The organism is Providencia alcalifaciens DSM 30120, from assembly GCF_000173415.1.
Classification (GTDB): domain Bacteria; phylum Pseudomonadota; class Gammaproteobacteria; order Enterobacterales; family Enterobacteriaceae; genus Providencia; species Providencia alcalifaciens.
Map to the genome: position 1 here is coordinate 1 of NZ_ABXW01000068.1, position 26,722 is coordinate 26,722.

The 26,722-nt window shown below is 43.0% G+C and carries 25 protein-coding genes and 1 tRNA gene; 3 read left to right on the forward strand and 23 right to left on the reverse strand.

Annotated features, from left to right (window positions below; translation table 11 throughout):
- Nucleotides 1-22 precede the first annotated feature (22 nt).
- The 20 genes from PROVALCAL_RS16350 to sdhC all read right to left on the reverse strand — a co-directional run bounded on the left by PROVALCAL_RS16350 (nt 23) and on the right by sdhC (nt 19,825).
- Nucleotides 23-98: transfer RNA gene (locus tag PROVALCAL_RS16350), tRNA-Lys, on the reverse strand.
- 301 nt (nt 99-399) lie between these two features.
- The gene (gene cpoB, locus PROVALCAL_RS16355) at nt 400-1,182 is read right to left on the reverse strand and encodes a cell division protein CpoB (protein ID WP_006660437.1); all 783 of its coding nucleotides are present in this window, start codon (nt 1,180-1,182) and stop codon (nt 400-402) included.
- A gap of 22 nt (nt 1,183-1,204) precedes the next feature.
- On the reverse strand, nt 1,205-1,702 hold the full coding sequence (gene pal / locus PROVALCAL_RS16360) for a peptidoglycan-associated lipoprotein Pal (RefSeq protein WP_006660438.1): 498 nt from the start codon (nt 1,700-1,702) through the stop codon (nt 1,205-1,207).
- Nucleotides 1,703-1,745: 43 nt separating this feature from the next.
- Complete coding sequence (gene tolB, locus PROVALCAL_RS16365) at nt 1,746-3,038, reverse strand: Tol-Pal system beta propeller repeat protein TolB (protein ID WP_006660439.1); 1,293 nt, start codon at nt 3,036-3,038, stop codon at nt 1,746-1,748.
- Nucleotides 3,039-3,182: 144 nt separating this feature from the next.
- The gene (gene tolA / locus PROVALCAL_RS16370; RefSeq protein WP_006660440.1) at nt 3,183-4,301 is read right to left on the reverse strand and encodes a cell envelope integrity protein TolA; all 1,119 of its coding nucleotides are present in this window, start codon (nt 4,299-4,301) and stop codon (nt 3,183-3,185) included.
- Between the two features lie 70 nt (nt 4,302-4,371).
- Nucleotides 4,372-4,794, reverse strand: a complete 423-nt coding sequence (tolR, locus tag PROVALCAL_RS16375; RefSeq protein ID WP_006660441.1) for a colicin uptake protein TolR — start codon at nt 4,792-4,794, stop codon at nt 4,372-4,374.
- Nucleotides 4,795-4,811: 17 nt separating this feature from the next.
- The gene (gene tolQ / locus PROVALCAL_RS16380) at nt 4,812-5,495 is read right to left on the reverse strand and encodes a Tol-Pal system protein TolQ (protein ID WP_006660442.1); all 684 of its coding nucleotides are present in this window, start codon (nt 5,493-5,495) and stop codon (nt 4,812-4,814) included.
- Nucleotides 5,492-5,887 carry a tol-pal system-associated acyl-CoA thioesterase gene (gene ybgC, locus PROVALCAL_RS16385; RefSeq protein WP_006660443.1) on the reverse strand — a complete coding sequence of 132 codons (396 nt, stop codon included), beginning with the start codon at nt 5,885-5,887 and terminating at the stop codon, nt 5,492-5,494. Before ybgC ends, tolQ begins: the two co-directional genes overlap by 4 nt.
- A gap of 134 nt (nt 5,888-6,021) precedes the next feature.
- Nucleotides 6,022-6,309, reverse strand: coding sequence for a cyd operon protein YbgE (ybgE, locus tag PROVALCAL_RS16390; RefSeq protein WP_006660444.1), 288 nt, complete (start codon nt 6,307-6,309; stop codon nt 6,022-6,024).
- Between the two features lie 5 nt (nt 6,310-6,314).
- Nucleotides 6,315-6,437, reverse strand: a complete 123-nt coding sequence (gene cydX / locus PROVALCAL_RS19380; RefSeq protein ID WP_006660445.1) for a cytochrome bd-I oxidase subunit CydX — start codon at nt 6,435-6,437, stop codon at nt 6,315-6,317.
- A 12-nt stretch (nt 6,438-6,449) separates the two neighbouring features.
- Entirely contained in the window at nt 6,450-7,589 is a 1,140-nt protein-coding gene (cydB, locus tag PROVALCAL_RS16395) for a cytochrome d ubiquinol oxidase subunit II (protein ID WP_006660446.1), read from the reverse strand.
- Nucleotides 7,590-7,603: 14 nt separating this feature from the next.
- Complete coding sequence (gene cydA / locus PROVALCAL_RS16400) at nt 7,604-9,172, reverse strand: cytochrome ubiquinol oxidase subunit I (RefSeq protein WP_006660447.1); 1,569 nt, start codon at nt 9,170-9,172, stop codon at nt 7,604-7,606.
- An 825-nt stretch (nt 9,173-9,997) separates the two neighbouring features.
- Complete coding sequence (sucD, locus tag PROVALCAL_RS16405; protein WP_006660448.1) at nt 9,998-10,870, reverse strand: succinate--CoA ligase subunit alpha; 873 nt, start codon at nt 10,868-10,870, stop codon at nt 9,998-10,000.
- Nucleotides 10,870-12,036, reverse strand: coding sequence for an ADP-forming succinate--CoA ligase subunit beta (sucC, locus tag PROVALCAL_RS16410; RefSeq protein WP_006660449.1), 1,167 nt, complete (start codon nt 12,034-12,036; stop codon nt 10,870-10,872). Before sucC ends, sucD begins: the two co-directional genes overlap by 1 nt.
- A gap of 132 nt (nt 12,037-12,168) precedes the next feature.
- Entirely contained in the window at nt 12,169-13,377 is a 1,209-nt protein-coding gene (gene odhB / locus PROVALCAL_RS16415; RefSeq protein ID WP_006660450.1) for a 2-oxoglutarate dehydrogenase complex dihydrolipoyllysine-residue succinyltransferase, read from the reverse strand.
- A gap of 14 nt (nt 13,378-13,391) precedes the next feature.
- Nucleotides 13,392-16,199, reverse strand: a complete 2,808-nt coding sequence (gene sucA / locus PROVALCAL_RS16420) for a 2-oxoglutarate dehydrogenase E1 component (RefSeq protein ID WP_006660451.1) — start codon at nt 16,197-16,199, stop codon at nt 13,392-13,394.
- A 378-nt stretch (nt 16,200-16,577) separates the two neighbouring features.
- Entirely contained in the window at nt 16,578-17,294 is a 717-nt protein-coding gene (locus tag PROVALCAL_RS16425; RefSeq protein WP_006660452.1) for a succinate dehydrogenase iron-sulfur subunit, read from the reverse strand.
- A 35-nt stretch (nt 17,295-17,329) separates the two neighbouring features.
- A complete protein-coding gene (gene sdhA, locus PROVALCAL_RS16430; protein ID WP_006660453.1) occupies nt 17,330-19,096 on the reverse strand; it encodes a succinate dehydrogenase flavoprotein subunit in 1,767 nt (588 codons plus the stop codon).
- A 1-nt stretch (nt 19,097) separates the two neighbouring features.
- Entirely contained in the window at nt 19,098-19,442 is a 345-nt protein-coding gene (gene sdhD, locus PROVALCAL_RS16435) for a succinate dehydrogenase membrane anchor subunit (RefSeq protein ID WP_006660454.1), read from the reverse strand.
- Nucleotides 19,436-19,825, reverse strand: coding sequence for a succinate dehydrogenase cytochrome b556 subunit (gene sdhC, locus PROVALCAL_RS16440; RefSeq protein ID WP_004909059.1), 390 nt, complete (start codon nt 19,823-19,825; stop codon nt 19,436-19,438). Before sdhC ends, sdhD begins: the two co-directional genes overlap by 7 nt.
- Before the next feature lie 640 nt (nt 19,826-20,465).
- Here sdhC and PROVALCAL_RS16445 point away from each other — a divergent pair.
- Nucleotides 20,466-21,752 (forward strand): citrate synthase, encoded by a 1,287-nt coding sequence (locus PROVALCAL_RS16445; RefSeq protein ID WP_006660455.1) that lies wholly within the window; start codon nt 20,466-20,468, stop codon nt 21,750-21,752.
- Nucleotides 21,753-21,806: 54 nt separating this feature from the next.
- Here PROVALCAL_RS16445 and PROVALCAL_RS16450 read toward each other — a convergent pair whose 3' ends face one another.
- A complete protein-coding gene (locus PROVALCAL_RS16450; protein WP_006660456.1) occupies nt 21,807-22,595 on the reverse strand; it encodes an AraC family transcriptional regulator in 789 nt (262 codons plus the stop codon).
- 110 nt (nt 22,596-22,705) lie between these two features.
- Here PROVALCAL_RS16450 and PROVALCAL_RS16455 point away from each other — a divergent pair, with 110 nt between their 5' ends.
- Together PROVALCAL_RS16455 and PROVALCAL_RS19810 are read left to right on the forward strand one after the other, a co-directional pair.
- Complete coding sequence (locus PROVALCAL_RS16455) at nt 22,706-23,830, forward strand: multidrug effflux MFS transporter (RefSeq protein WP_006660458.1); 1,125 nt, start codon at nt 22,706-22,708, stop codon at nt 23,828-23,830.
- A 134-nt stretch (nt 23,831-23,964) separates the two neighbouring features.
- The gene (locus PROVALCAL_RS19810; protein ID WP_006660459.1) at nt 23,965-24,114 is read left to right on the forward strand and encodes a hypothetical protein; all 150 of its coding nucleotides are present in this window, start codon (nt 23,965-23,967) and stop codon (nt 24,112-24,114) included.
- A gap of 36 nt (nt 24,115-24,150) precedes the next feature.
- Here the strand turns inward: PROVALCAL_RS19810 and PROVALCAL_RS16460 are convergent, their stop codons facing one another.
- Both PROVALCAL_RS16460 and PROVALCAL_RS16465 read right to left on the reverse strand, forming a co-directional pair.
- Nucleotides 24,151-24,894 carry a type 2 GTP cyclohydrolase I gene (locus PROVALCAL_RS16460; protein ID WP_006660460.1) on the reverse strand — a complete coding sequence of 248 codons (744 nt, stop codon included), beginning with the start codon at nt 24,892-24,894 and terminating at the stop codon, nt 24,151-24,153.
- 196 nt (nt 24,895-25,090) lie between these two features.
- Nucleotides 25,091-26,587, reverse strand: coding sequence for a C69 family dipeptidase (locus tag PROVALCAL_RS16465; RefSeq protein WP_006662307.1), 1,497 nt, complete (start codon nt 26,585-26,587; stop codon nt 25,091-25,093).
- Nucleotides 26,588-26,722: the final 135 nt, after the last annotated feature.

A 26,722-nucleotide genomic window follows, 5' to 3' on the forward strand; every position in this document is an offset into this window, starting at 1 on the left:
CTTCATGACGCTAATATTTTGATGGTGGGTCGTGCAGGATTCGAACCTGCGACCAATTGATTAAAAGTCAACTGCTCTACCAACTGAGCTAACGACCCATCTTAAAACATTATTCTTTGGTTCTTTGCCCTTCGGGTCGAACCTGCAACCATCTTATTAACAGTTAACGATTCTACCTACTGAGCTAACGATCCATCTAAATGTTTTTAGAATCAATGTGTAATTGATTCTTGCTGATATAACTAGGATTTTTCAATCCGCGCTTTCTCGTATCAACGGCGGCTTATATTACTGATTTCTGACGAGGGTGCAACGATTTTTTTAAAAAAAAAGATTAAGTGCACACTAAACATACGGATAACCCCGAAATATTCGGCTACATCGCTTCGGGGTTATCAATTACAGTGTACTGAGCTTCTTCTCTGCAAGTTTCGCACCAGCACTATTTGGGTATTGTTGTAATACCTGTTGGTAAACAGCTTTCGCTTTATCTTTCTGTCCCTTATCTTGCATGATCAGACCCACTTTAAATAGGGCTTCACTGCTTTTTTGAGACTTAGGATATTGCTTAACTACAGTCGCAAAGTAGAATGCGGCGTCATCCTTGCTACCTTTGTTGTAGTTTAACTGCCCCAACCAATAGTTGGCGTTAGATTGATATCCTGACTTCGGATATGTTTTGATAAACCCTTGCAATGCACCGATCGCTTCGTCAATCTGTGCTTTGGATTTACTTTCCATCGCCAGCTTAACCGCTGCGTTATAATCATCTTTTTCATTACCGCCAGAACTTGCTGCGGGTGTATCTGAAGAAGATGATTGCGCATTTGATGCACTGGTATCAGTTGCATCTGAAGAGTTTGAAGAATCACCACCACTCGCTTTGTCTAACTGCATATACAAATCTTTTTGGCGCTCAACAACTTGATTCAATTTGTATTCACTTTCTTGAATCTGCCCGCGTAACATATCGATATCACGCTGGTTATCGGCTAATTGCTGCTGGATTTGATAAATAATTTGACCTTGAGAGCTAACAGCGGTCTCAAGTTGAGTGAGGCGGTCTGCGGAAGAACCCGATCCGACATTGTTGATTGGCGCTTGGGCAATAGCGGCCCAAGGGACCGCTACGCCAACCAATAACGACAGACCAACTAGTAATTGTCTGAAGTTACTGTTCATAATAGATAATTTCGCTTATCTATTAGTATGCAATGACTGCACGACGGTTTTTCGCGTAGTCTGCTTCAGTGTGACCTAACACAGCTGGTTTTTCTTTACCGTAAGAAACCAGTGAAACTTGGTCACCTGAAACACCTTTGCTTTGCAGATACATTTTAACTGCATTAGCACGACGCTCGCCCAGTGCGATGTTGTATTCTGGAGTACCACGCTCATCCGCATGACCTTCAACAACAACACGTACAGATGGGTTGCTACGCAGGAATGCTGCATGTGCATCTAACATTTCAGCGTACTCTGGGGATACATTGTATTTATCGAAACCAAAGTAAACTGTGTTGTTTTGTTGCAGTTGTTCCATTTGCTGACGTGCCAGCTCTTCCGCAGACAGACCAGTGTTAGTTTGATTCATAGAAGAATCGTCACCAGTTTGGTCGTTGTTTTTGTTAGAGCTACAAGCTGCGACTGCCATGATTGGTAATGCGATCATCAGCCCTTTAAGCACTTTGTTCAGTTGCATCGTTTTGATCCTTAATATTTTTGCCACACATTATTATTATGCATCACAGATACGGCGACCAGGCAGGGAATTTTACCTGTCCATCGGTTGCCGGAAGACGCGCTTTGAAACGCCCGTCGGTCGAAACTAGCTGCAATATAGTCCCCAAGCCTTGAGAGGAGCTATAAATTACCATAGTGCCGTTAGGTGCGATACTCGGCGTTTCATCTAGAAACGTTGACGTTAAATATTCAACGTTACCCGTTGCCAGATCCTGTTTGGCGATATGTTGCTGACCGCCCCCGGAGCTGACCATCGCTAAGAAAGTTCCATCCGGGCTTACATCAGCATCCTGATTTTGTGATCCTTCATAGGACACTCGAACAGGACTACCACCATTAATATTCATTTTATAAATTTGCGGACGTCCTGCCTGATCCGAGGTATAAACTAAAGTTTGGCTATCCGGCATCCAGCTTGGCTCAGTATTATTACTGCGACCATCTGTTACTTGACGAATCTGACCACTACCTAAGTCCATCACATATAAATTCAGGCTGCCTGTCTTCGACAGAGCAAATGCCAGTTTAGTCCCATCTGGTGAAAAAGCAGGTGCCCCATTATGACGTGGGAAAGATGCCACCTGACGAACCGCTCCACTAGATAAAGTCTGAATAACTAGCGCAGAACTACCACTTTCAAACGTTACGTACGCAATCTTTTGGCCATCTGGTGACCAAGCTGGCGACATCAAAGGTTCTGGCGAACGGTGAACCGTAAATTGGTTAAAACCGTCATAGTCAGAAACTCGTAATTCATATGGATATTGACCACCGTTGGTTTTCACAACGTAAGCTATACGCGTACGGAAAGCGCCGCGGATACCTGTCAATTTCTCAAAAACTTCATCACTTGCAGTATGTGCTGCATAGCGTAACCAATCTTTAGTTACTTTAAATTGGTTTTGAGCTAAAACCGCACCAGGGTTAGCGGCAACATCCACTAACTGATAGCTAACAACATAGCTACCATCTGCTGCTGGCTGAACTTGTCCAACAACCACTGCGTTAATACCTAGCGCAGTCCAAGCATCAGGAGTAACTTCTGAAGCCGTACCCGGTTGCTGAGGCATGCGGTTTGGATCAATAGGGTTAAATTTACCACTATTGCGTAAATCAGCACCAACAATTCCCCCCACTTCTTGTGGAGGAGCACCTGCGCCAGCCCATTTAAATGGGACAACACCGATTGGCTGAGCTGAGTTAACACCTTCAGTAATCTCAATACGGATCTCTGCCTGAGCAACAGTAGCCCATAGCATTAAGAACCCGAGAACTATTTTAAACGCCTGCTTCATCCTGATCTCCCTTACTGCGATATTCACCACCGCAATAATTCGCTGAATTTTAACAAAGGTATACTAACAAAACTAGATAGCACACAAACTATTTATTACATTGCCTAAAGATTTACAATACAGACTGCTCTGAGTTATTGAAAATCAAGGCTTAAATACCAATGTGCTACCCGATTTATTAAACGTATCATAGACCTCTCTGCTAGGTGGTTTCGGCATAGTTGCAAGCTTCGCTGCTCTTATTGCCGCTTCACATAGCGCGGGATCATTTGCTGAACCACTTTTCGGTGTAATGCTAACCAATAATCCATCTGGTGCCAGTTTCAATTGCAGCTCACAAGTGCGTCCACGATAACTTTCTGAATCATAGAACTTACTTTGGATTGCAGCTTTAATTTTCCCCGCATAGCTATCAACATCAGCATTTGATGCGCCTGACTTTTTACCGCCACCGCTACCCGCTGCTGTTTGTCCACCCTGCTTACTCGGACCCGAAGCAGTCAAATCACCCAGTAAATCATCAACGGATGATGCACTCTTCGCAGCCTCAGCTTTTGCTTTAGCCGCTTTTGCTTTTGCTTCTTTATCTGCCTTAGCTTTAGCTTCTTTTTCAGCTTTAGCTTTAGCATCTGCATCCGCTTTGGCTTTCGCTTCTTTATCTGCTTTAGCTTTAGCGTCAGCTTCTGCTTTTTCTTTAGCTTCTTTTTCAGCTTTAGCTTTAGCAGCCTCAGCTTCTTTTTTAGCTTGAGCCTCTGCTTTCTCTTTCGCTACAGCTTGCTCTTTGATTAATTTCTCTTTCTCAGCTTTGGCTTGTGCCGCGGCTTCTTCCGCTATTTTTTGCTCTTCCTTCGCTTTTTTCGCGGCGTCTAAGGCTTGTTTCTGCTGTTCCTCAGCCTGTTTTTTCTGCTGTTCAGTTTCTCTCTGAGTCTGAATACGCTCTTCTTCAAGCTTTTGCAGGCGCTTTTGTTCCTGCTCTTGCTTTTCTCTTAGCTCAGCATCTTGTTTTTGTTGCTGTTCTTTACGCTCTTTAGCCACCTGCTGGGAACTTTTTTGCTGCTGTTGAGCTTGATTATATTGCTCCACGACTGCACCAGGATCGACCATTACTGCATCAATGACCGTTCCCTCTTCCCCGCCGCCGCCAAGTTGGACGACAGTCACTAAAGAACCTATAACAATTAAAGCGACCAATAAGATGTGCAATCCAATCGACATCATTAATGAGCGCTTTAAGTCATCTTGTTTCTCTTTTGTCTTTCCCACTCTGGTTTCCAAAAAAAGAATCGATTCTTTTCAACTATATCTGCGCCACTTTCAACATGGCGTCAGCACATTAAATTGGTTGAGTCATCAAACCAACAGATTTGATTCCTGCACTATGCAACATGTTCAGCGCCTTAATGACTTCATCATAAGGAACTTCTTTCGCACCACCAATTAGGAAAATGGTTTTAGGATTTTTCTCTAACTGTTCTTTTGCGACGGCTGAAATTTGTTCAGGAGGCAGTAACTCCATACGCTCACCATCGACCAATAAATTATACTGATCAACACCTGCCACTTCTAAAATGACGGGTGGATTATCATTGGATGAGACCGTTTGAGTATCTGTTGCATCCGGTAAGTCAACTTCCACACTTTGAGAAATAATGGGAGCCGTTGCCATAAAGATCAGCAAAAGCACCAACAGTACGTCCAGTAATGGAACAATATTGATTTCGTATTTTAGCTCACGTTTGCGACTATTGCGCGCCATTCGCTGTTCTCCCCGTCTTATTTCTTATCAGCAGAGAATGCTTGGCGATGCAAGATAGCTAGGAATTCTTCCATAAAGTTATCATAGCTTTGCTCAAGTTTATTCACACGCAAGTTTAAGCGGTTGTACGCCATAACAGCTGGAATTGCAGCAAATAGACCGATTGCCGTTGCAATCAGCGCCTCTGCGATACCCGGAGCAACCATCTGCAATGTTGCTTGTTTTACCGCACCTAACGCGATAAAGGCATGCATAATCCCCCAAACGGTACCAAATAAACCAATATAAGGGCTAATTGACCCTACTGTACCTAAAAATGGGATATGTGATTCAACCGATTCCAACTCACGGTTCATGGAAATACGCATAGCACGTGATGCGCCTGTAACCACGGCATCAGGTGCATGAATATTAGCTTGATGTAAGCGGACAAATTCTTTGAAGCCAGAGTAAAAAATTTGCTCTGCGCCACCTAATGCATCACGGCGAGCTTGGCTCTCTTTATATAAGCGGGACAGTTCGATACCTGACCAGAATTTATCTTCAAATGCTTCAGCTTCACGCGTTGCGGCATTTAAAATTTTGGTTCTCTGAATAATAATCGCCCAAGATGCAATAGAAAAACCGATCAAAACGAACATAATGATCTGAACCAATAGGCTCGCTTTTAGGAATAAATCCAAGATATTCATGTCAGTCACTGTTTAAACTCCGCGACAATAGACTTAGGAAGCGCTTTCGGCTTCATTTTAGATGTGTCCACACAAGCAATTAGGGCCGTTGCCCCACAAAGCAAGTTACCTTGCGAATCAACTAACCTTTGCTGAAAGAGTAAAGAAGCACGTTTTATTTCAACGATTTCTGTTTCAACTTCCAGCAGGTCGTCTAACCGAGCCCCTTTAACAAAATCGATTGTCATATTACGGACAACAAATCCAAGGTTCTCAGCGAGTAAACTTTGTTGGTTGATACCTTTATTCCGCAACATTTCCGTTCTTGCGCGCTCAAAAAAAGCCAGATAACGTGCATGATATACAACTCCGCCCGCATCAGTATCTTCATAATACACACGAACGGGCCAGCGAAATAACATAAAAAACCACTCCGTCTTAGGTTAAATTAATTAACGGTGCCACTATACGCAAGACAGTGCCGCTTTGGAATCACTTTGCAGGTAAAGATATCAAAAATAATTGCGGGTCGCATGACCCACAATCTGAATTTAGATTAACTAAAGACTTTTACAAGTCCCCAGATAAGAATGATGGCTGCAGGTAATGGGTGGAACAGGAGTCGCCACGTCAATTTATTTGGGAGGAAACCCACCCCAAAAATGATGGCGCTGCAAGTTGCCCATATCATGAGAAGACCTTGCCAGATTGGAAATGTACTGGTATTTGCTGCAAACAGGGAAGGATCCCACATCACTGCGCCAGCGGTTACTAAAGCTAATATAAGGATAAGGGCCCTTATCGGGCCCTTTCCTAATAGCTGATAGGATTTATCCATCAGCATGTTATTTACTCACCATCTTTAGCTGTTTTAGCTTCTTTTGCGCTCTCAGAGTGCTCAAGTGCTAATGCTGCAATCACTGCAAAACTACAAGCTAACAGAGTGCCGAGGATCCAGGCGAAATACCACATATGTTATGCTCCTTAATACAGTGAATGCTTGTTGCTTTCGATGAAATTTTTGTCCAAACGACCAAACATTTTGTAGTAACACCAGATGGTGTAAGCCAGAACGATTGGAACAAAAATGATAGCAACAACAGTCATAACTTGCAGAGTGAACAGGCTAGATGTTGCATCCCACATGGTCAAGCTTGCATTTGGCATAATGCTTGATGGCATGATGAATGGGAACATCGCAACCCCACATGTCAGAATGATACATGCGATAGTCAATGATGAGAACAAGAATGCCCAACCATTTTTATCCGCTTTTGTTGCAATCATCGTTAACAGTGGTAACCCAACACCCAGAGCAGGAAGAGCCCACAGGATTGGATACGTGTTAAAGTTAGTTAACCATGCACCTGAAACAACTTCGACAGTTTTGTTCAGTGGGTTAGACGGGCTTAATGTATCAATAGTTGAAGTCACTACATAACCATCAATACCCATCACTAACCATACACCAGCGCCAGCAAAAGCAGCTAGAGTGAGGAATGCACAGATATACGTTGCTTTACGAACACGTAAGTGCAGTTCACCCGTTGTACGCATTTGCAGATAAGTTGCACCTTGGGTAACAATCATCATCAAACCGACAACACCCGCTAACAAACCATATGGGTTCAGCAGACCAAACAGATTACCTGTGTAAGTCAGATACTGTTGGTTATCAATTTGCAGAGGGACACCCAGTAACAGGTTACCAAACGCAACACCGATTACTAATGGTGGAACGAAACCACCAATGAACAGACCCCAATCCCACATGCTACGCCATTTTGGGTTCTCCAGTTTAGAACGGTAGTCGAAACCAACCGGACGGAAGAACAATGCAGCTAATACCAAAATCATAGCAACATAGAAACCAGAGAATGCAGCAGCATAAACTTGTGGCCATGCAGCGAACATTGCACCACCCGCAGTGATTAACCAAACTTGGTTACCATCCCAGTGCGGTGCAACAGCATTAATCATAACTCGGCGTTCAGTATCCGTTTTACCTAAGATAGGTAATAAGAAGCCTACGCCCATGTCAAAGCCATCCGTGACGGCAAACCCGATCAGCAGTACGCCGATAAGGATCCACCACACAAATCGAAGAACTTCATAATCAAACATAAGTGGACTCCTGTTTACTGAACGTCGTGTGCTGAACTGTTTTTCTGTTCAAAATGGTAACGACCGGTTTTCAGGCTGCTAGGCCCTTTACGAGCGAATTTGAACATTAAGAACATTTCGGCAATCAAGAACAGTGTGTACAGACCACAGATCAGAGCCATAGAGAAGATCAAGTCTTGTGGGGTTAAGTTAGAGTGTGCAACCGAAACCGGTAACACCTCACCAATTGCCCACGGTTGACGACCATACTCAGCCACAAACCAGCCTGATTCAATTGCAATCCACGGTAATGGAATACCAAACAGTGCCAGACGAAGCAGCAGTTTGTTTTTACCAATACGGTTACGAACGACTGACAGGAATGACCAACCGATGATTAACAGTAACGCAAAGCCAACTGCAACCATGATACGGAATGCCCAGAACAGAGGCGCAACATTAGGAATGCTGTCTTTAACCGCTTTCTGAATCTGTTCTTCTGTCGCATCAACAACATTTGGTGTGTATTGTTTTAGCAGAAGACCATAACCGAGGTCTTTTTTACTTGCTTCGAATGCAGCACGTAATTCTGGACTCTTATCACCAGCTAACAGCTGTTGTAATTGACCATATGAAACCATACCGTTACGGATACGGACTTCGTGTTGCTTCATCAGATCTTTCAGACCTAACACTGGAGTGTCGATCGAACGTGTTGCAATGATACCCATCGCCCATGGAATAGAGATTGAGAACGTGTTCTCTTGTTTCTCATTACTTGGGAATGCGATTAGGTTAAATGCAGCTGGAGGCGCATGGGTTTCCCACTCTGCTTCAACTGCGGCCAGCTTCGTTTTCTGTACGTCGCCCATTTCGTAGCCTGATTCATCACCAAGAACGATAACAGACAGAACAGAAGCCATACCAAAGCTTGCAGCAATTGCAAAAGAACGCTTAGCAAATGCCAAGTCACGACCTTTAAGCATATAGTAAGCGCTGATACCCAGAACGAACATGGCACCAGTACAATAGCCAGCAGCAACTGTATGAACGAATTTAACTTGCGCAACAGGGTTCAGGACTAGCTCAGAGAAGCTAACCATTTCCATACGCATTGTTTCGTAGTTGAAGTCAGCAGCGATAGGGTTTTGCATCCAACCGTTCGCAACCAGAATCCACAGTGCAGAGAAGTTTGAACCTAAAGCAACTAACCAAGTCACCGCAAGGTGCTGAGTTTTGCTTAAACGATCCCAACCGAAGAAGAATAAACCAACAAAGGTAGATTCTAAGAAGAATGCCATCAAACCTTCGATTGCCAGAGGCGCACCGAAGATATCTCCAACATAGTGGGCGTAGTATGACCAGTTAGTCCCGAATTGGAACTCCATAGTCAAACCAGTCGCAACACCTAGGGCGAAGTTAATACCAAATAACTTACCCCAGAACTTAGTCATATCTTTATAAATTTGTTTACCAGACAGCACATATACCGTCTCCATAATCGCAAGCAAAAACGCCATACCAAGCGTTAATGGAACGAATAGGAAGTGATACATCGCAGTTAAGGCAAACTGTAATCGTGACAGTTCGACAATATCAAACATCTTGACTCCTTGCTCCTAGCAGGAAGACACCGACTTGCGGCAACCCGGCTTCCAGTATTAAATGAAAAAGCCTCTTAACTACCAGCAAAAAATGCCTCAAAACAACAAATAATTAACAAAAGTAAAAGAAAAAACCTACCATAATAATAGTACGCCTATCTTCACATACAATAAACTTCTTTTACGTGATTCAGATTTGAATTCTGAAGTTATATCAATAATTATACCCTTTAATAGAAAAATGAGTATTTGATCGAGCACCAATTTAAGCAATTTGAACAAATAAAGCTAGTGGTAATAAATTGATTTATGTCAATTTTTTCCGGTTTGTTAATTGATTGAGTCCCTATTCCAATAATAGTTACCCAGTTGTTAACTACCTGTTATTTTCATTGATAAAGACTTTTTTACTTTTTTAATAAGATTAAAACAATATGGTAACTTTTGTTTTTTCAATCTAAAAAAGAATATACATTTATAATAGTAGACTATTTCTAAATTATTCCTTCATTTATTAATAAAGATAATTACCGTAGAAAATCCCTTATATTCCATTAATCAAAATAATTTAAAAATAAAAAAATTGATCTAATATCAAATTATCTAAATGTTCATTTTGTGCTATTTCTTCCACAATAAGACACTTATCTAAAACTTACTATTTATGCTAATTTATTCCTCTTTTACTTACCAAAAACCCTAGGTCATACGTTTTTTCCAGTATTAAATTAAGTGCAGGTATCAATAAGCATAAAAAAACCCGTGCTTCCTAGAAAGCACGGGCTTCGTCTCTTACGTTATACGAGCTATAAACTCATATTGCACTTACTTGTTTAGCAGGGACTTCACGGCATCGCCGATATCAGCCAAGCTACGAACCGTCTTCACGCCTGCCGCTTCTAAAGCAGCGAATTTCTCGTCAGCAGTCCCTTTACCGCCAGCGATAATGGCACCAGCATGACCCATACGCTTACCTTTAGGTGCAGTTACACCCGCGATATAGCCAACAACAGGCTTAGTAACGTGCTCTTTGATGTATGCAGCCGCTTCTTCTTCCGCGTTACCACCGATTTCACCGATCATCACGATCGCTTCAGTTTGTGGGTCTTCTTGGAATAATTTCAGGATATCGATAAAGTTTGAACCAGGGATTGGGTCCCCACCGATACCAACGCAAGTTGACTGACCTAAACCTGCATCCGTGGTTTGTTTTACCGCTTCATAAGTCAGTGTACCTGAACGTGAAACGATACCAACTTTACCTGGCATATGAATATGACCAGGTTGGATGCCGATTTTGCATTCACCCGGAGTGATAACACCCGGGCAGTTAGGGCCAATCATACGAACGCCAGCTTCGTCTAATTTCACTTTAACAGTCAGCATATCCAGCGTTGGAATACCTTCTGTGATAGTGATGATCAATTTGATACCTGCATCAATTGCTTCAAGGATTGAATCCTTACAAAATGGTGCTGGAACATAAATAACAGAGGCAGTCGCACCGGTTGCTTCAACCGCTTCACGCACAGTGTTAAATACTGGCAAACCAAGGTGGATTGTTCCCCCTTTACCTGGCGTTACACCGCCAACCATTTTTGTACCGTAAGCAATAGCTTGTTCGGAGTGGAAAGTACCTTGACCGCCAGTGAATCCTTGGCAAATTACTTTGGTGTTTTTATCGATTAAAATAGACATTATTTAGCCTCCGCCGCTGCTACTGCTTTCTTAGCTGCATCTGTCAGGCTGTTTGCAGCGATAATATTCAAGCCGCTGTCTGCCAGTTTTTTCGCACCTAACTCTGCATTGTTACCTTCTAAACGTACAACTACTGGTACATTCACACCAACTTCTTCTACTGCACCAATGATGCCGTCTGCAATCAGGTCACAGCGAACGATACCACCAAAAATGTTTACAAATACGGCTTTAACGCTCTTATCAGAAAGAATGATTTTAAACGCTTCAGTCACGCGCTCTTTGGTCGCACCACCACCAACATCGAGGAAGTTAGCTGGAGCACCGCCGTGCAGTTTAACGATATCCATGGTGCCCATTGCAAGACCCGCACCATTAACCATACAGCCGATGTTACCATCCAGAGCAACGTAGTTAAGTTCCCACTTAGCCGCTTGAGCTTCACGCGCATCTTCTTGAGATGGGTCGTGCATTTCACGCATTTCAGCTTGGCGATACAGAGCGTTGCTATCAACGCCTAATTTACCGTCTAAGCAAACTAAATCACCTTCAGTATTGATAACTAATGGGTTAACTTCGATCAGCGCTAAATCGCGCTCTAAGAACATGGTCGCTAATCCCATGAAGATTTTCGCGAATTGGCTAACTTGTTTGCCAGTTAAGCCTAATTTGAATGCCAATTCACGACCTTGATATGGCATTGGACCAGTCAGTGGATCGATAACAGCTTTGTGGATCAGTTCTGGTGTTTCTTCAGCAACTTTTTCAATTTCAACGCCGCCTTCAGTTGAAGCCATGAATACAACACGACGTGTACCACGGTCAACGACTGCACCTAAATACAGTTCTTTAGCGATGTCTGTCGCGCTTTCAACTAAAATTTGGTTAACCGGCTGACCATTTGCATCAGTTTGGTAAGTAACCAGATTCTTACCTAACCATTTTTCAGCAAATTCACGGATATCATTGATATCTTTTGTAACTTTTACGCCGCCAGCTTTACCACGTCCACCTGCGTGAACTTGGCATTTGATAACCCATGGACCATTACCGATTTTTTTCGCCGCAGCTACTGCTTCTTCTACTGATGAACAGGCATAACCAGTTGGTGCTGGTAAACCATAGCGTGTAAAAAGCTGTTTTGCCTGATACTCGTGTAAATTCATGATGTTCTATCCATAATTGAGTCTGGAGGAGCGTTTATCGCCCCTTGCAATTGTTACAGATTTAGCAGCCAGCGAACTGGCTGCATCGGTTACCTCAGACCGGACAGGTTGTCCCCCTGCCCTGTTATGTTTCTATACGTCTAGCAGTAAACGAGTTGGATCTTCCAACATATCTTTGATAGCCACTAAGAAGCCAACTGATTCACGACCATCGATTAAACGGTGGTCATAAGACAGCGCTAAATACATCATTGGAAGAATTTCTACCTTACCATTAACTGCCATTGGGCGGTCTTTGATGGCATGCATACCTAAGATTGCGCTTTGTGGTGGGTTAATGATTGGAGTAGACATCAGAGAACCGAATACACCACCGTTAGTGATAGTGAAGTTACCGCCACTTAAATCTTCAACAGTTAATTTACCGTCGCGACCTTTGACAGCCAGCTCTTTAATATTTTTCTCAATATCAGCCATGCTCATTGCATCCACATCACGCAGAACTGGCGTTACCAGACCACGCGGTGTTGATACCGCAATACTGATGTCAAAATAGTTATGGTAAACCACATCAGAACCATCGATAGAAGCGTTCACTTCTGGATAGCGTTTCAGTGCCTCAACCGCCGCCTTGATGTAGAAAGACATAAAGCCTAAACGTACACCATGACGTTTTTCGAATGCTTCACCGTACTGTGCACGCAGGTCTTTGATAGGCTGCATGTTAATTTCGTTGAAGGTCGTTAACATCGCAGTGCTGTTTTTCGCTTCCAACAGACGCTCTGCGATACGTTTACGCAAACGAGTCATAGGAACACGTTTTTCACTACGGTGAGCTAATGGTGCTGGAGCTGCTGCTGGAGCTTGAGCTGCTGGCGCTGCTACTGGTTTAGCTGCTAAGTGTTTTTCAACATCTTCACGAGTCAGACGACCACCAACACCTGTGCCTTTGATGTCTGCTGGATTCAAGTTGTGTTCAGCAACCAGACGACGAATCGCTGGGCTCAGCGCATCGTTGCTTTCATCTTCTAAACTTGCGGTTTGGCGTGCTGCTGGCGCTGGCTCTGCTTCTTTAACTTCAGCAGGGATGCCTGTGCTATCGCCTAAACGAATGCGACCCAGTAACTGTTTAGATAAAACAGTTGCGCCTTCTTCTTCAATAATGGCTTCCAGAACACCTGCTTCACTTGCAGGAACTTCAAGAACAACTTTGTCTGTTTCGATCTCAACCAGAACTTCGTCACGCTGAACACTGTCACCTGGTTTTTTATGCCATGTGGCAACCGCTGCGTCAGCGACGGATTCAGGAAGATCGGGAACAAGAATTTCTACGCTACTCATTTTCTATCCTTTAATTATGCAATGTTCAAAGCGTCATTAACCAGGGCCGCTTGTTGTTCCTGGTGAACGGAGGTATAACCAACTGCTGGAGAAGAAGAAGCTGCTCGACCCGCATAGCGTAAAGTTGCGCCTGCTGGGATGGCTTCATGGAAATTGTGCTGGCTGCAATACCAAGCACCTTGGTTCAGTGGCTCTTCTTGGCACCAAACAAAATCTTTCACATGAGCGTACTGAGCCAATACTTTTTGGATATCTTCGCGAGGGAACGGATACAACTGTTCAATACGTACGATAGCCACATCTTTTTGTTCTTTCTTACGACGTTGTTCTAATAAATCGTAATAAACTTTACCGGAACACATAACGACGCGTTTCACATCTTTCGGATTAATTTCGTCAATTTCACCGATAACTGGTTGGAATGAGCCATTCGCCAGCTCATCCATGCTAGAAACTGCTAATGGATGACGTAACAGTGACTTAGGTGACATCACAATCAGAGGACGACGCATATCGCGCAGTGCTTGGCGGCGTAACATGTGATAAACCTGAGCAGGTGTTGATGGCACACACACTTGCATGTTTTGATCAGCACACAGTTGCAGGTAACGTTCTAAACGTGCAGATGAGTGTTCTGGCCCCTGACCTTCATAACCATGAGGCAGTAACATCACCAAACCACACATACGACCCCATTTTTGCTCACCAGAGCTAATGAATTGGTCGATAACAACTTGCGCACAGTTAGCAAAGTCACCGAACTGCGCTTCCCAAATTGTTAATGCGCGAGGTTCTGTTGTTGCATAGCCATATTCAAATGCCAATACTGCGTTTTCAGTCAGAACAGAGTCCCAAACGTTGAACACGCCTTGACCGCTATGAACATTTTGTAATGGGACATAAACTGAACCATTCGTTTGGTTATGTACCACCGCGTGACGGTGGAAGAACGTACCACGACCCGCATCTTCACCAGATAAACGGATAGGGACACCTTCATCAACTAACGTACCGTAAGCCAGAGTCTCTGCCGCACCCCAGTCGAGTAATTTTGTCCCTTTCGCCATTTCTGCGCGGTCAGCATAAATTTTCTCAACACGAGACTGTGCAACGATACCTTCAGGGATCGTGCTCAGCTTGGTTGCCAGCTCAGTTAAACGCTTAATATCGTAGCCAGATTTGTATTGCTCATTCCATTCATGGTTTAAGTACGGTTCCCATGTATAAGAATGCAGACCCATTTCACGATATTCTTCAACAACACAGTCACCACGGTCTAACGCGTCACGATACAGGTTAACCATTTCAGTAACTTCATTCGCAGAAACTACGCCAGCTTCGATTAAACGGTCTGCGTAGATTTTACGTGGCGTTGGATGCTGTTTAATTTTTTGGTACATGATTGGCTGAGTTGCACTTGGCTCATCAGCTTCGTTATGACCATGACGGCGGTAACACACTAAGTCGATCATAACATCGCGCTTAAAGGTGTTACGGAAATCTAAGGCTAAGCGAGTCACAAATGCGACAGCTTCAGGATCATCTGCGTTAACGTGGAAAATTGGTGCCTGAACCATTTTCACGATATCAGTACAGTATTCTGTTGAACGCGTGTCTTTCGGGTTGGAGGTTGTGAAACCAACTTGGTTGTTGATAACGATACGCATAGTACCGCCGACTTCATAACCACGAGCCTGAGACATGTTCAGGGTTTCTTGTACCACACCTTGACCAGTTACTGCTGAATCACCGTGAATGGTGATTGGCAGAACCATGTTGCTACGACCTTCGTCCAAACGGTCACGGCGAGCACGTACAGAACCAATAACTACTGGGCTTACAATTTCTAAGTGTGATGGGTTAAATGCCAGCGCTAAGTGAACACGAGAACCCGCAGTTTCAAAATCAGAAGAGAAACCTTGGTGATATTTAACGTCACCTGCACTTGAATGGTCTTTATGCTTGCCTGCAAACTCATCAAATAGTTCAGCAGGTTTTTTACCCAGAATGTTAATCAGAACGTTTAAGCGCCCACGGTGCGCCATACCAAGAACCACTTCACGGGTATCTTGTTTGCCTGCATGATGGATAAGATCCTTCAGCATTGGGATCAGTGCATCACCACCTTCCAAAGAGAAACGTTTTGCACCTGGGAATTTAGCACCAAGATAACGCTCAAGACCTTCCGCAGCCGTTAATTCGGCTAAGAAGCGACGTTTTTCTTCTTTAGAAAATTGTTCAGCAACATTGACTGATTCAAGACGTTGTTGAATCCAGCGTTTTTCTTCAGTGTTAGTGATATGCATATATTCTGCACCAATTGAACCGCAATAAATACGCTTCAGATGCTCATATAACTCACTGAGTTTCATGGTTTCTTTGCCGATTGCAAAAGAACCCACATTGAAAGTTTCGTCGAAATCTTCTTTCGTTAGATTATGGAATGTAGGGTCCAGATCTGGAACGGCTTCGCGTTTCCAAAGTCCTAACGGGTCGAGATTTGCATTTTGGTGTCCGCGAAAGCGGAAGGCATTGATGAGCTGCAAAACTTTGACTTGTTTTGCGTCGATCGTAGGATCGCTAACAGAGGTGTGGTAACGGGTGGACTCCTTTGCTAAGCGACGGAAGTAGTCTCGTGCTTGCGAATGTAATTGTTCACCGTTATTACCTGCTCCAGGTAGTTGCTGGAAGATTTCTCTCCACTCGGCATCTACGGAATTAGGGTCAGTCAGATAATCTTCATAGAGCTGTTCTATATAAGACTGGTTCGCGCCTGCCAGAAAGCTTGAATCCAGCCAGTCCTTCATTACGCCGTTCTGCATTGTGATCCCTTAAGCTTTATAAGCTTTAGTTTTCGCCGTGGTTAACTAATCGCCGCATTTAAGCGACCTCGATAAAGGTTCTCTTGGACGTGCTTTTTGCATGTTCTCACTTTGGGAGTCCCTCTTATCAATTAAGGGTTTCCCTTTTAAGGAACCTTTAAAAACTGTCTGCGGTTTTTAAAGGTTCCTTGCTTTCGCAAGTGTCTTCATCTTGTTTTGCAGTTGGCTTTTTACTTTCACTTTTTGACTTTTTACTTTACGTTTCAGTGATTCAATTTAAGACTTATACTTACTTTACGCTTATTTTTTACTTTAAGTACGTATTTTGTGCTATCCAAATTTAGCCTACGGCACCTAAGCACCGCAGGCTGTATCGATTTAGGCGCTATGTTTCAACAACATAGACTTAATGTGACCGATAGCTTTCGTTGGATTTAGTCCTTTAGGGCATACATTGACACAATTCATGATGCTATGACAGCGGAAAACACTAAAAGCGTCGTTCAGATCATCTAATCGTGAATCCGTTTCAGTATCGCGACTGTCAATTAAGAATCTGTACGCAGCTAACAGACCTGCTGGACCGATAAACTTGTCCGGATTCCACCAGAATGACGGACATGAAGTTGAACAGCACGCACACAGGATACACTCATAAAGACCATCGAGTTTTTCACGTTGTACTGGTGACTGTAAGTTTTCACGCGCAGGTGGATTCTTATTATCATTAATAAGATACGGACGAATTTTTTCATATTGGGTATAAAATTGTGTCATATCGATAATCAGGTCACGAATAACTGGTAGACCTGGTAATGGGCGGATCACAATTTTTTTACCACTACGGGTTAAAGCGGACAGTGGAGTAATACAAGCCAGCCCGTTTTTACCGTTCATGTTCAGACCATCAGAACCACACACCCCTTCACGGCAAGAACGACGGAATGAGAGTGTTGGATCTTGTTCTTTTAACTGAATTAATGCATCCAGCAACATCATGTCACGCCCTTCTTTTACTTCAAGGGTGTAATCTTGCATGCGTGGCGCATTGTCTACATCAGGATTGTAGCGATAAATCGAAAATTCTAGTTTCATAGTTTATTTCTCCGCAACTGGATTAACACCACGCATTAATAAGTACGAATCTTCGGTGGGAAGGCTTCACGCAACTTAGGCTGCATGTTCACTTCACGACGAGTCATCGTTTCAGATTGCGGTAGATATAATGAGTGACATAACCAATTTGCATCATCACGATCTGGGAAGTCGAAGCGGCTGTGAGCACCACGGCTCTCTGTACGGAAGTTTGCAGCTTGTGCTGTTGCATAAGCGGTTTCCATCAGGTTATCCAGCTCTAAACATTCAATACGTTGGGTGTTGAACTCAGTTGAAGTGTCATCCAGACGTGCATTTTTCAGACGCTCACGGATTTCCTTCAGCTCTTCTAAGCCCTTAGCCATCGCATCCCCTTCACGGAATACGGAGAAGTTATTCTGCATGCAAGATTGCAGTGCTTTGCGAATTTCAGTTGGATCTTCGCCTGTACGCGCATTTTCCCAACGATTGAAACGCGCCATTGCCGCATCGATGTCCGATTCAGACGCATCGCGCATTGGCCCCTGCTCCATGATGGATTCATTCAGGTGTAAACCAGCCGAACGACCAAATACCACAAGGTCAAGTAAGGAGTTACCGCCTAAACGGTTAGCGCCATGTACAGATACACAAGCAATCTCACCCACAGCAAACAGACCCGGAATGACTTCGTCTTCGCCTTTTTCGTTATAGCGAATCGCTTGACCCGTCACTTTAGTTGGAATACCCCCCATCATATAGTGACAAGTTGGGATAACTGGGATTGGCTCTTTAACTGGGTCAACGTGGGCAAAAGTACGAGATAATTCAAGGATACCCGGTAAGCGAGATTCCAGAACATCTTTTCCTAAGTGGTCCAGTTTCAGTTTCGCGTGTGGACCCCATGGGCCATCACAACCACGACCTTCACGGATCTCAATCATGATAGAGCGTGCAACAACGTCACGACCCGCAAGGTCTTTCGCGTTTGGTGCATAACGTTCCATGAAACGCTCGCCGTCTTTGTTCAGCAGATAACCACCTTCACCACGGCAACCTTCTGTAACCAGAACACCTGCACCCGCAATACCCGTTGGGTGGAATTGCCACATTTCCATATCTTGCAGTGGAACGCCAGCGCGTACCGCCATACCAACACCATCACCCGTATTGATGTGAGCGTTAGTTGTAGATTGGTAAATTCGACCTGCACCGCCAGTCGCTAAGATGGTCGCTTTCGCTTTAAAATAAACCAGCTCGCCTGTTTCCATGCAGATTGCAGTACAACCCACGATGTCTCCATCTTGGTTTTTTACTAAATCCAGCGCATACCATTCGGAAAAGATCGTCGTGTGATTTTTTAAGTTTTGCTGATACAGAGTATGTAACAGTGCGTGACCAGTACGGTCAGCTGCCGCCGCAGTACGTGCTGCTTGCTCGCCACCGAAGTTCTTAGACTGACCACCGAATGGACGTTGATAAATACTACCATCATCAAGACGTGAGAAAGGCAATCCCATATGTTCTAATTCTAGGATAGCTTCCGGTCCTGTTTTACACATGTATTCGATAGCGTCTTGGTCACCGATATAATCGGAGCCTTTAACGGTGTCATACATATGCCATTCCCAGTTATCAGGGTGTGTGTTACCCAGTGCAACAGTGATACCACCTTGCGCTGACACAGTATGAGAACGGGTTGGAAATACTTTAGATAACAAAGCACAAGATAGGCCTTGTTGAGAAATTTGTAGTGCTGCGCGCATACCTGCACCGCCCGCACCGATAACGATAGCGTCAAACTCTCTGATTGGCAGATTCATTTTATGCACCCCACACAACAATTGTTCCGTAAATTAAGTAAGCCAGTAAACCGACAATAATTGCCAGTTGTAGTACTAAGCGAATCGCTAACGGCTTAACATAGTCAGTCAGCACTTGCCACATACCAATCCAGGCATGCACAAGAATTGAGAACAATGTGAGGATAGTGAATACTTTGGTCACAGAGGAGGCAAAGAAGCCACGCCATACTTCATAGGTAATATCATTGATTGCGACAAAGCCAACAATGTAGAGTACGTAGAGGACGATAACGATCGCCGAGCCACGAATTAGCAGCCAGTCCTGGATACCAGTACGGCCTAAAGCTGAAGCATTACTTACCATACTAAGATCCCCGCCAGAATTGCCAGAATTACAGTAATTACAAATGTAATTTTTGCGGATGAGTTGCCCGCAGCAAGGGTTTCATCAACACAGCCGAAATCCATCAGCATATGACGAATACCACCACAAATGTGGTAAGCCAGTGCTGTTAAGATTCCCCAAAGAATGAACTTAGCAAAAAAGCCAGTCATTATTTCAGACGCGTATTGAAAACCTTCTGGAGAGGAGAGAGAAGTCCCTAGCAACCAAAGCAGAATACCAACTGCGATGAGAGTAATGACGCCAGAGACACGGTGCAAGATCGAAGATATTGCAGTAATCGGAAAGTGAATCGTCTGCAAATCAAGGTTGACAGGTCTTTGTTTTTTCACAATTTTGCCCACACAGCTCTTTATTATTTTCCATCCTCCGGACCTGGGGTGGAAATCAGACAGCGACAGGGGTACAAAATGCAACTTAACACAAACTTTAATCCATCATGTTTGAATAAAGTTGCATACTGATCACGCTGGGAACTCCTACTCAGGGTAATCCGGAGACCTGCCGCCAGTATAAAGTCTTCACATTGCTATTACAATTCCCACACAAAAGGTTTGGAGACATTTAGCCCGAACAGTGAGAAGGATCACGATTTAAACATTTTATATAAATGTGCTTATCTTATTTGACAATGATTCAACATTTATCTTACATATATGCCTGACAGATTTATCTGAATACGTTACGGATGACCCAGAGTCGTGTAGTAATGTGAATGAGTATGCAAGTATAAACAAAAGTTATGAAAGTTGTTTCCCTTACCACAAATAATGATATTGTAGAGAAAACAACAAAAAAAGAACATAACGCCCTATACACTCGTAAACAACCTAACCCCATTGTTATCGGTTGCCGGATTTCAAGGTTTTATGTGATATCCAGCTGATTTTCTCAACACACCGATAGAACAATGCTCAAAGACGCAGTATAACGCTGAGTTCTGGGTTGTTGAGTGTGGATTATCAAGCGCTAAGGAGACCGTAAATGGCTGATAACAAAGCTAAGATAATGACTGGAAGTAAAGGTGAATTCGAGCTAGACATCCTAAGCCCTACAATTGGTCAAGATGTTATCGATGTACGAGCTTTAGGTTCAAAAGGGTTTTATACATACGACCCAGGTTTTACTTCAACGGCATCATGTGAGTCTAAAATCACTTACATCGATGGCGATCAAGGCGTTCTACTCCACCGTGGTTACCCAATCGACCAACTCGCTACCCAAGCCTCCTATCTTGAAGTCTGCTACATCCTGCTATACGGCGAAGCACCTACTCAAGAGCAATATGACACCTTCAAACAAACAGTGACTCGTCACACCATGATCCATGAGCAAATCACTCGTATGCTTAATGGTTTCCGTCGTGACTCTCATCCAATGGCTGTACTGTGTGGTGTCACAGGGGCGTTAGCGGCATTCTATCACGATGCACTAGACGTCAATAATCCACGTCACCGTGAAATTACCGCTTACCGTTTGCTGTCTAAAATGCCAACTGTGGCAGCAATGTGTTACAAATATTCTATTGGTCAACCTTTTGTTTATCCTCGTAATAATCTATCTTACGCGGGTAACTTCTTGCACATGATGTTCTCTACACCATGTGAAGAATATGTGGTTAACCCAGTTCTTGAGCGCGCGATGGATAGAATCCTGATCCTGCACGCTGACCATGAGCAAAACGCATCAACCTCAACAGTTCGTACCGCAGGTTCTTCCGGTGCAAACCCATTTGCCTGTATCGCAGCAGGTATCGCATCCCTGTGGGGACCGGCTCACGGTGGTGCTAACGAAGCTTGCTTACGCATGCTGGAAGAAATCCAAACTGTCGAACACATTCCTGCATTTATCGAGCGTGCGAAAGATAAAAATGACTCTTTCCGCCTGATGGGCTTTGGTCACCGCGTTTATAAAAACCATGATCCACGTGCTACCGTCATGCGTGAAACTTGCCATGAAGTACTGAATGAGCTGGGTCTAAATGACAGCCTGCTTGAAGTGGCTATGGAATTAGAGCGTATCGCCCTGAACGACCCGTACTTCATTGAGAAGAAACTGTATCCGAACGTGGACTTCTACTCAGGTATCATCCTGAAAGCGATGGGAATTCCATCATCAATGTTTACTGTTATCTTCGCTATTGCCCGTACTATTGGCTGGATTGCACATTGGAACGAAATGCATGATGAAGGTCTGAAAATTGCACGTCCGCGTCAGCTGTATACCGGCTATGACAAACGTGAATTCAGTTCAGATTTAAAGAAAAAATAATTTGACTGATTAAGACTTAAAGCCTCGAAAACTCGGGGCTTTTTGGCTTTTAACTCACTGTTTATTCACTATTTCTTGGCTTAACCCATCACGATATTCCCGCGGCGTCATTCCACTCATTTTACGAAAAAAACTGATAAATGCACTGTCGCTGGTCAACCCTAACTCTTGGGTAATAAATCCGTACGATTTTCCTAGCGTTAACAGTTCTATCCCTTTGATAAACCGCCACTGTTGTCGCCAAACTTGGTAATTCATCCCTGTTTCTTTTAAAAATATCCGAGTAATGGTTTTTTCACTCGCACCGACGGTTCTAGCGAGTTGATTGAGCGGTGGAGGCAACAACTCAATATTCAAGTGCTTAAAGCGCCGGTCTTGAGGTAATGATAGTAACATTGGCTCTGCTGTTGCACTTTGTAATTCATCAATAAAAACAGGCAGTAACCTTGCTAGCCGTCCCCTTTTCCAGTCACTCTCAAAGGGAGCAATTGCAATGCGTTCTAATAACTCTCGGAGTAAAGGGGAAATACTTAAAATACAAACCTGTTCAGAAATTTGCTGAGCATATTCTTGGCTTAAGTAAACCGAGCGATAACCCACTGAAGCTCGCATTTGAGCTCGATGCTTTGTAAATGGCGGGATCCACGCCACTCTTCCTGGAGGTAACAACGAAATTTTATTTTCCAAACTAATACGAATGCATCCTTGTTGAGTGAACAACAATTGTCCCATTTCATGGGAATGAGCGCCTGAATCGTGCTGCCCCATCTGTGCGGCAATCCCCAAAATAGGGGCATCATACCAGTGAGTTTGAAACTCATCCGACTGTAATAACCACGCCATAAACGTCTCTTTTTTGATATTTATTGTCTTTATTATTGTAATAAGACAACCAAAAAGCCACTAAACTTTGCGCCATTCCATCAAATTTGAAAATAAATAGGTAAATCAATATGGAGCGTGCACTTTCATTATCATTGGCAATTGCATTAATGATGTTTCCACAGATTGTCGAAACCATATATAGCCCAGCATTAACGGATATCGCTAGCGCATTCAATGTCGATGCAGAGCAAGCATCTCAAACGCTTTCTCTTTACTTTTTTGCATTCGCCTTAGGCGTTGTTTTTTGGGGAAGAATGTGTGATGTCATCGGGCGCCGTCCCACCATTTTATTGGGCTTAACCCTATATGGAATTGCATCGGTTAGTGCGCTTTTTGTATCTCAATTCTATTGGCTGTTGCTGCTACGAATGCTATCCGCTTTTGGTGCAGCAGTTGGCTCTATTGGTACACAAACCATGATGCGTGACAGTTTTCAAGGTCATACGTTAGCCAAAGTTTTCTCGGTGATGGGCATCGCCTTAGCAATAAGTCCCGCTCTTGGCATGATTTTCGGTGCCAGCTTAGTTTGGCTAGGTAGTTACCGAGCCGTTTTTATGGGTTTAGCGTTGTTAGCGACCATACTTTTGTTATGGTCATGTTATAAGCTTCCAGAGACCAAACCACAAAACGTGATCAAAACCCCATTTTTGACTACGTTTTTACACATGTTAGGGGATAAACGAATTTTCCAAAATGTGATGTTGATTGCATTTTTCAACATTAATTTATTCAGTTATTACCAACTTGGACCCTTTATTTTTGAACAATTAATGCTCAATCAGCAACAATTTGGGCTAACCGGTATTTTATTGGCGTTTGGTGTGGGAATGGGGTCACTGATTAACCACTATTTATTGGCGAAAAAACAGCCACCAGAAAAATTAGTTAAGTTAGCAAGTGGGCTATCTTTGGTCAGTGGCTGTTTAGTTTATCTACTACACGACAGTGTCTGGTTTGTGTTTCCTGTGATGGGGATTGTCATTGGCTATGGAATTGCCATCCCAAATATTCTGGCGCATGCATTAAATCATTATCAAGATAGAAAAGGCACTGCAGGCGCAATTTTAGGGCTATTTTACTATATGGGATTAGCACTTGGATTAATGGTCGCCGGCGAGGTTCAAAACCTAGGATTAGTGCTCATCACTTCAAGCCTAATACTGCTCCTTACTGCACTAAAATACCGAACTTGACCTATTTCTTTCATCAAGCACAACGAGAATATTTTCTATCGAGAAATTATTTTCGATTACGTAGCTATTTTCTAAGGATTTCGAGCCACAACTAGGCGGCAAAAGAGTGAAGCCCTAGGAGCATACATAAGTATGTGACTAAGGTTCACGAATGCAGCCAACAACGTTGTGGTTTGAAAGACAAAGAAAATATGTATTTTCTAAATAGTTCAGGCTGTGGCAAGGCGGTGAGCAAAGACAGCTTGGGGAGCATACACAAGTATGTGACCCAAGTGGCTGCGTGAAACCAACACAGCCACAGCGTGAAATATGACGAAAATTTAGGCTGGGTTATCTATATCGATAAAAACTGCATCCATCCCATGCTGATCCACCAGCCACTTAGTCAACGCTTTAATCCCATAACGCTCTGTTGCGTGATGCCCTGCGCTGTAGAAATGAATACCCATTTCTCTTGCTATATGGATGGTTTGTTCTGAGACCTCCCCTGTCACAAAGGCATCAACACCAAATTCAGCGGCTTGCATGATGAAGCTTTGACCGCCACCTGTACACCATGCGATTTGGCGAATCTCGTCTTTGGCATTATCACCACAATGTAATACTTTGCGTCCTAAGCGAGTTTCTAAACGCTGAGTTAACTCTGCTGGCGAAATTGGTTGATCAAAGAAACCAAATGGCATTAGTGGCTCAATGTTGCCATTTACTTGCACGCCCATAATGTGCGCGAGTTGTGCATTGTTGCCTAGGACTGGGTGAGCATCTAACGGAAGGTGGTAACCATAAAGGTTGATATCATTTGCCAGTAATGTTTTTAGGCGATTTCTTTTCATGCCTTTGATAATGGCAGGTTCGTTTTTCCAGAAATAACCATGATGTACAATCACTGCATCTGCATTTAATCTTACCGCTTCATCCAATAATGCTTGGCAAGCTGTCACACCTGTAACAATTTTTTTCACATGTGGACGACCTTCCACTTGTAATCCATTTGGTGCGAAGTCTTGGATTTCACTGACTTTTAACTCATCGTTAATCAGCTCTTCTAACTTAAAATTATGCATAATCGTATCCTTTACCTACTGAATTCCTAACTTATTGGTATTTGATTAGCATAAACGTAAATCACATTTTTTTCTGCTGTATTTATTGGCAAACTCACACAAGCTAAGAATTAAGCTGAATTTGAAAAAGAAAGGGAATTAAACAAGAAGGCTCCCCACGGAGAGTCTTCTTGAGTTTACAGAATTACGGCTATTTTTAGTCTTTCTTCGATTTGTTCGCAAAGAAAATATCAGATTGAATATCTTCAGTTCGAATAGTGAAAAGTTGGTTAGTTAAATCTTCAGTTAACTTCTCGGCGCTTGCCATGACATCCAGATTAAACTTATTAAGCATTTTATTGGCAGCGGCTTTATCTGTTTTGGCCATTTTTAAGTAATTCACTTCCATAGCTTTTTGCTCTAACGCCGTTTTCGCTTCCCACTCTTGGTAGGCTTTTTTAACAATAGGCGCAAGTTTAGGGTAGTCAGTCATCACCAATGTTTGTAATTTACGGTATTTCCAATAAATAGAATCGCTATCCGCCTTGTCAGTTCCAACACCGTAATGTTTTGGATAAGCTTCTAGCCCACTATAGTAAGGAACAAATGCGGTCAAATCCGCCATCCCTAGACCAACATATGTCACTTCACCAATTTCTTGCGGTAACTCTGGACGTACTTGCATCACATGAGCTTCATAAGTTCTAAACACGCTAATTGGTCGCCATGGCTCTTTTCCGTTTAAGCCGTTGGTATACGGATCATGTTCCGTGCCTTCAAAGTGATTACGTAGCATGGCTTTCGCTTCTTCTACAGAGACTTTTTTCTCTGGTGTTAAGAATGGAGCAAAATTTCTACCATCTGCAATATCTTGTTTTAACGACGGATTAAACTGCTGCTGAATGATCCAAACTCGTGGATCGTTATAATCACGATCACGTTCATCATCACGCGTATAGGCTTTAGAAAAATTGAATGCGCCATCTTTTTCTGGGTTGTATAAACCTTTTTCTATTGCAAATTCAACGAGATTTTTAGAGCCAAGCATATCGGGATTATTAGCCTCAAACGCTTGTAAACGCCCCTGATTTCCCGTTGCAAAATATTTATCTTTTGCAATTTTTTGAGCCATCCATTGATGCCCCGTTCCAGTTTCTAAATACCACAGTTCATTTTTATCGACGACAGCAACACCAAAACCTTCACCAGCACCTTGGGTTTCAATAATATTACCTAAAAGCTCCACCGCTTCACGGGCTGTTTTTGCACGGGAAAGAAGTACATCTGGAATATCATCTTCTGTAATTCCAGTTTCTTCAACATAGGGATCAAACGCTAATGCTTTAGGAGAAGCAAATATAGATTCAGTACCACTGACTCCTACACCTAATTCATTAAATCCGGTTGCACCATGTAATTGTGTTTTCCAATTTGGCACAGTTGTATATCGTAATGAATTTTTTGGTAATGGGTAGGTGAAATTATTAGCACCATTATGTTCTTTTGTACTATATATTCCTGATTGATTTTTTTTGGCTGGATGTATTACAAAATGCTGAGCTTTTAATGCACTGCTATCAGCGCTTCTCGCGATAATTAACGAGCCATCATTCGTAGCTTCACTACCTGCAAGTAGTGTGGTACAAGCCAATCCAGATGATATTAATGCGATATTAATTGACAATGCGATAACACATTTTTTAAATAGAATCATGATATTCCTCATTGGCTATTTATAATTAAATATCTTTTGAATTTTAATAAAATATAATCTAATTTTATTGGGAATGGATATTAGCAATGAGATAAAGACAATTACCGTGATTCACTTCTCAGTGTCAAATAAGTT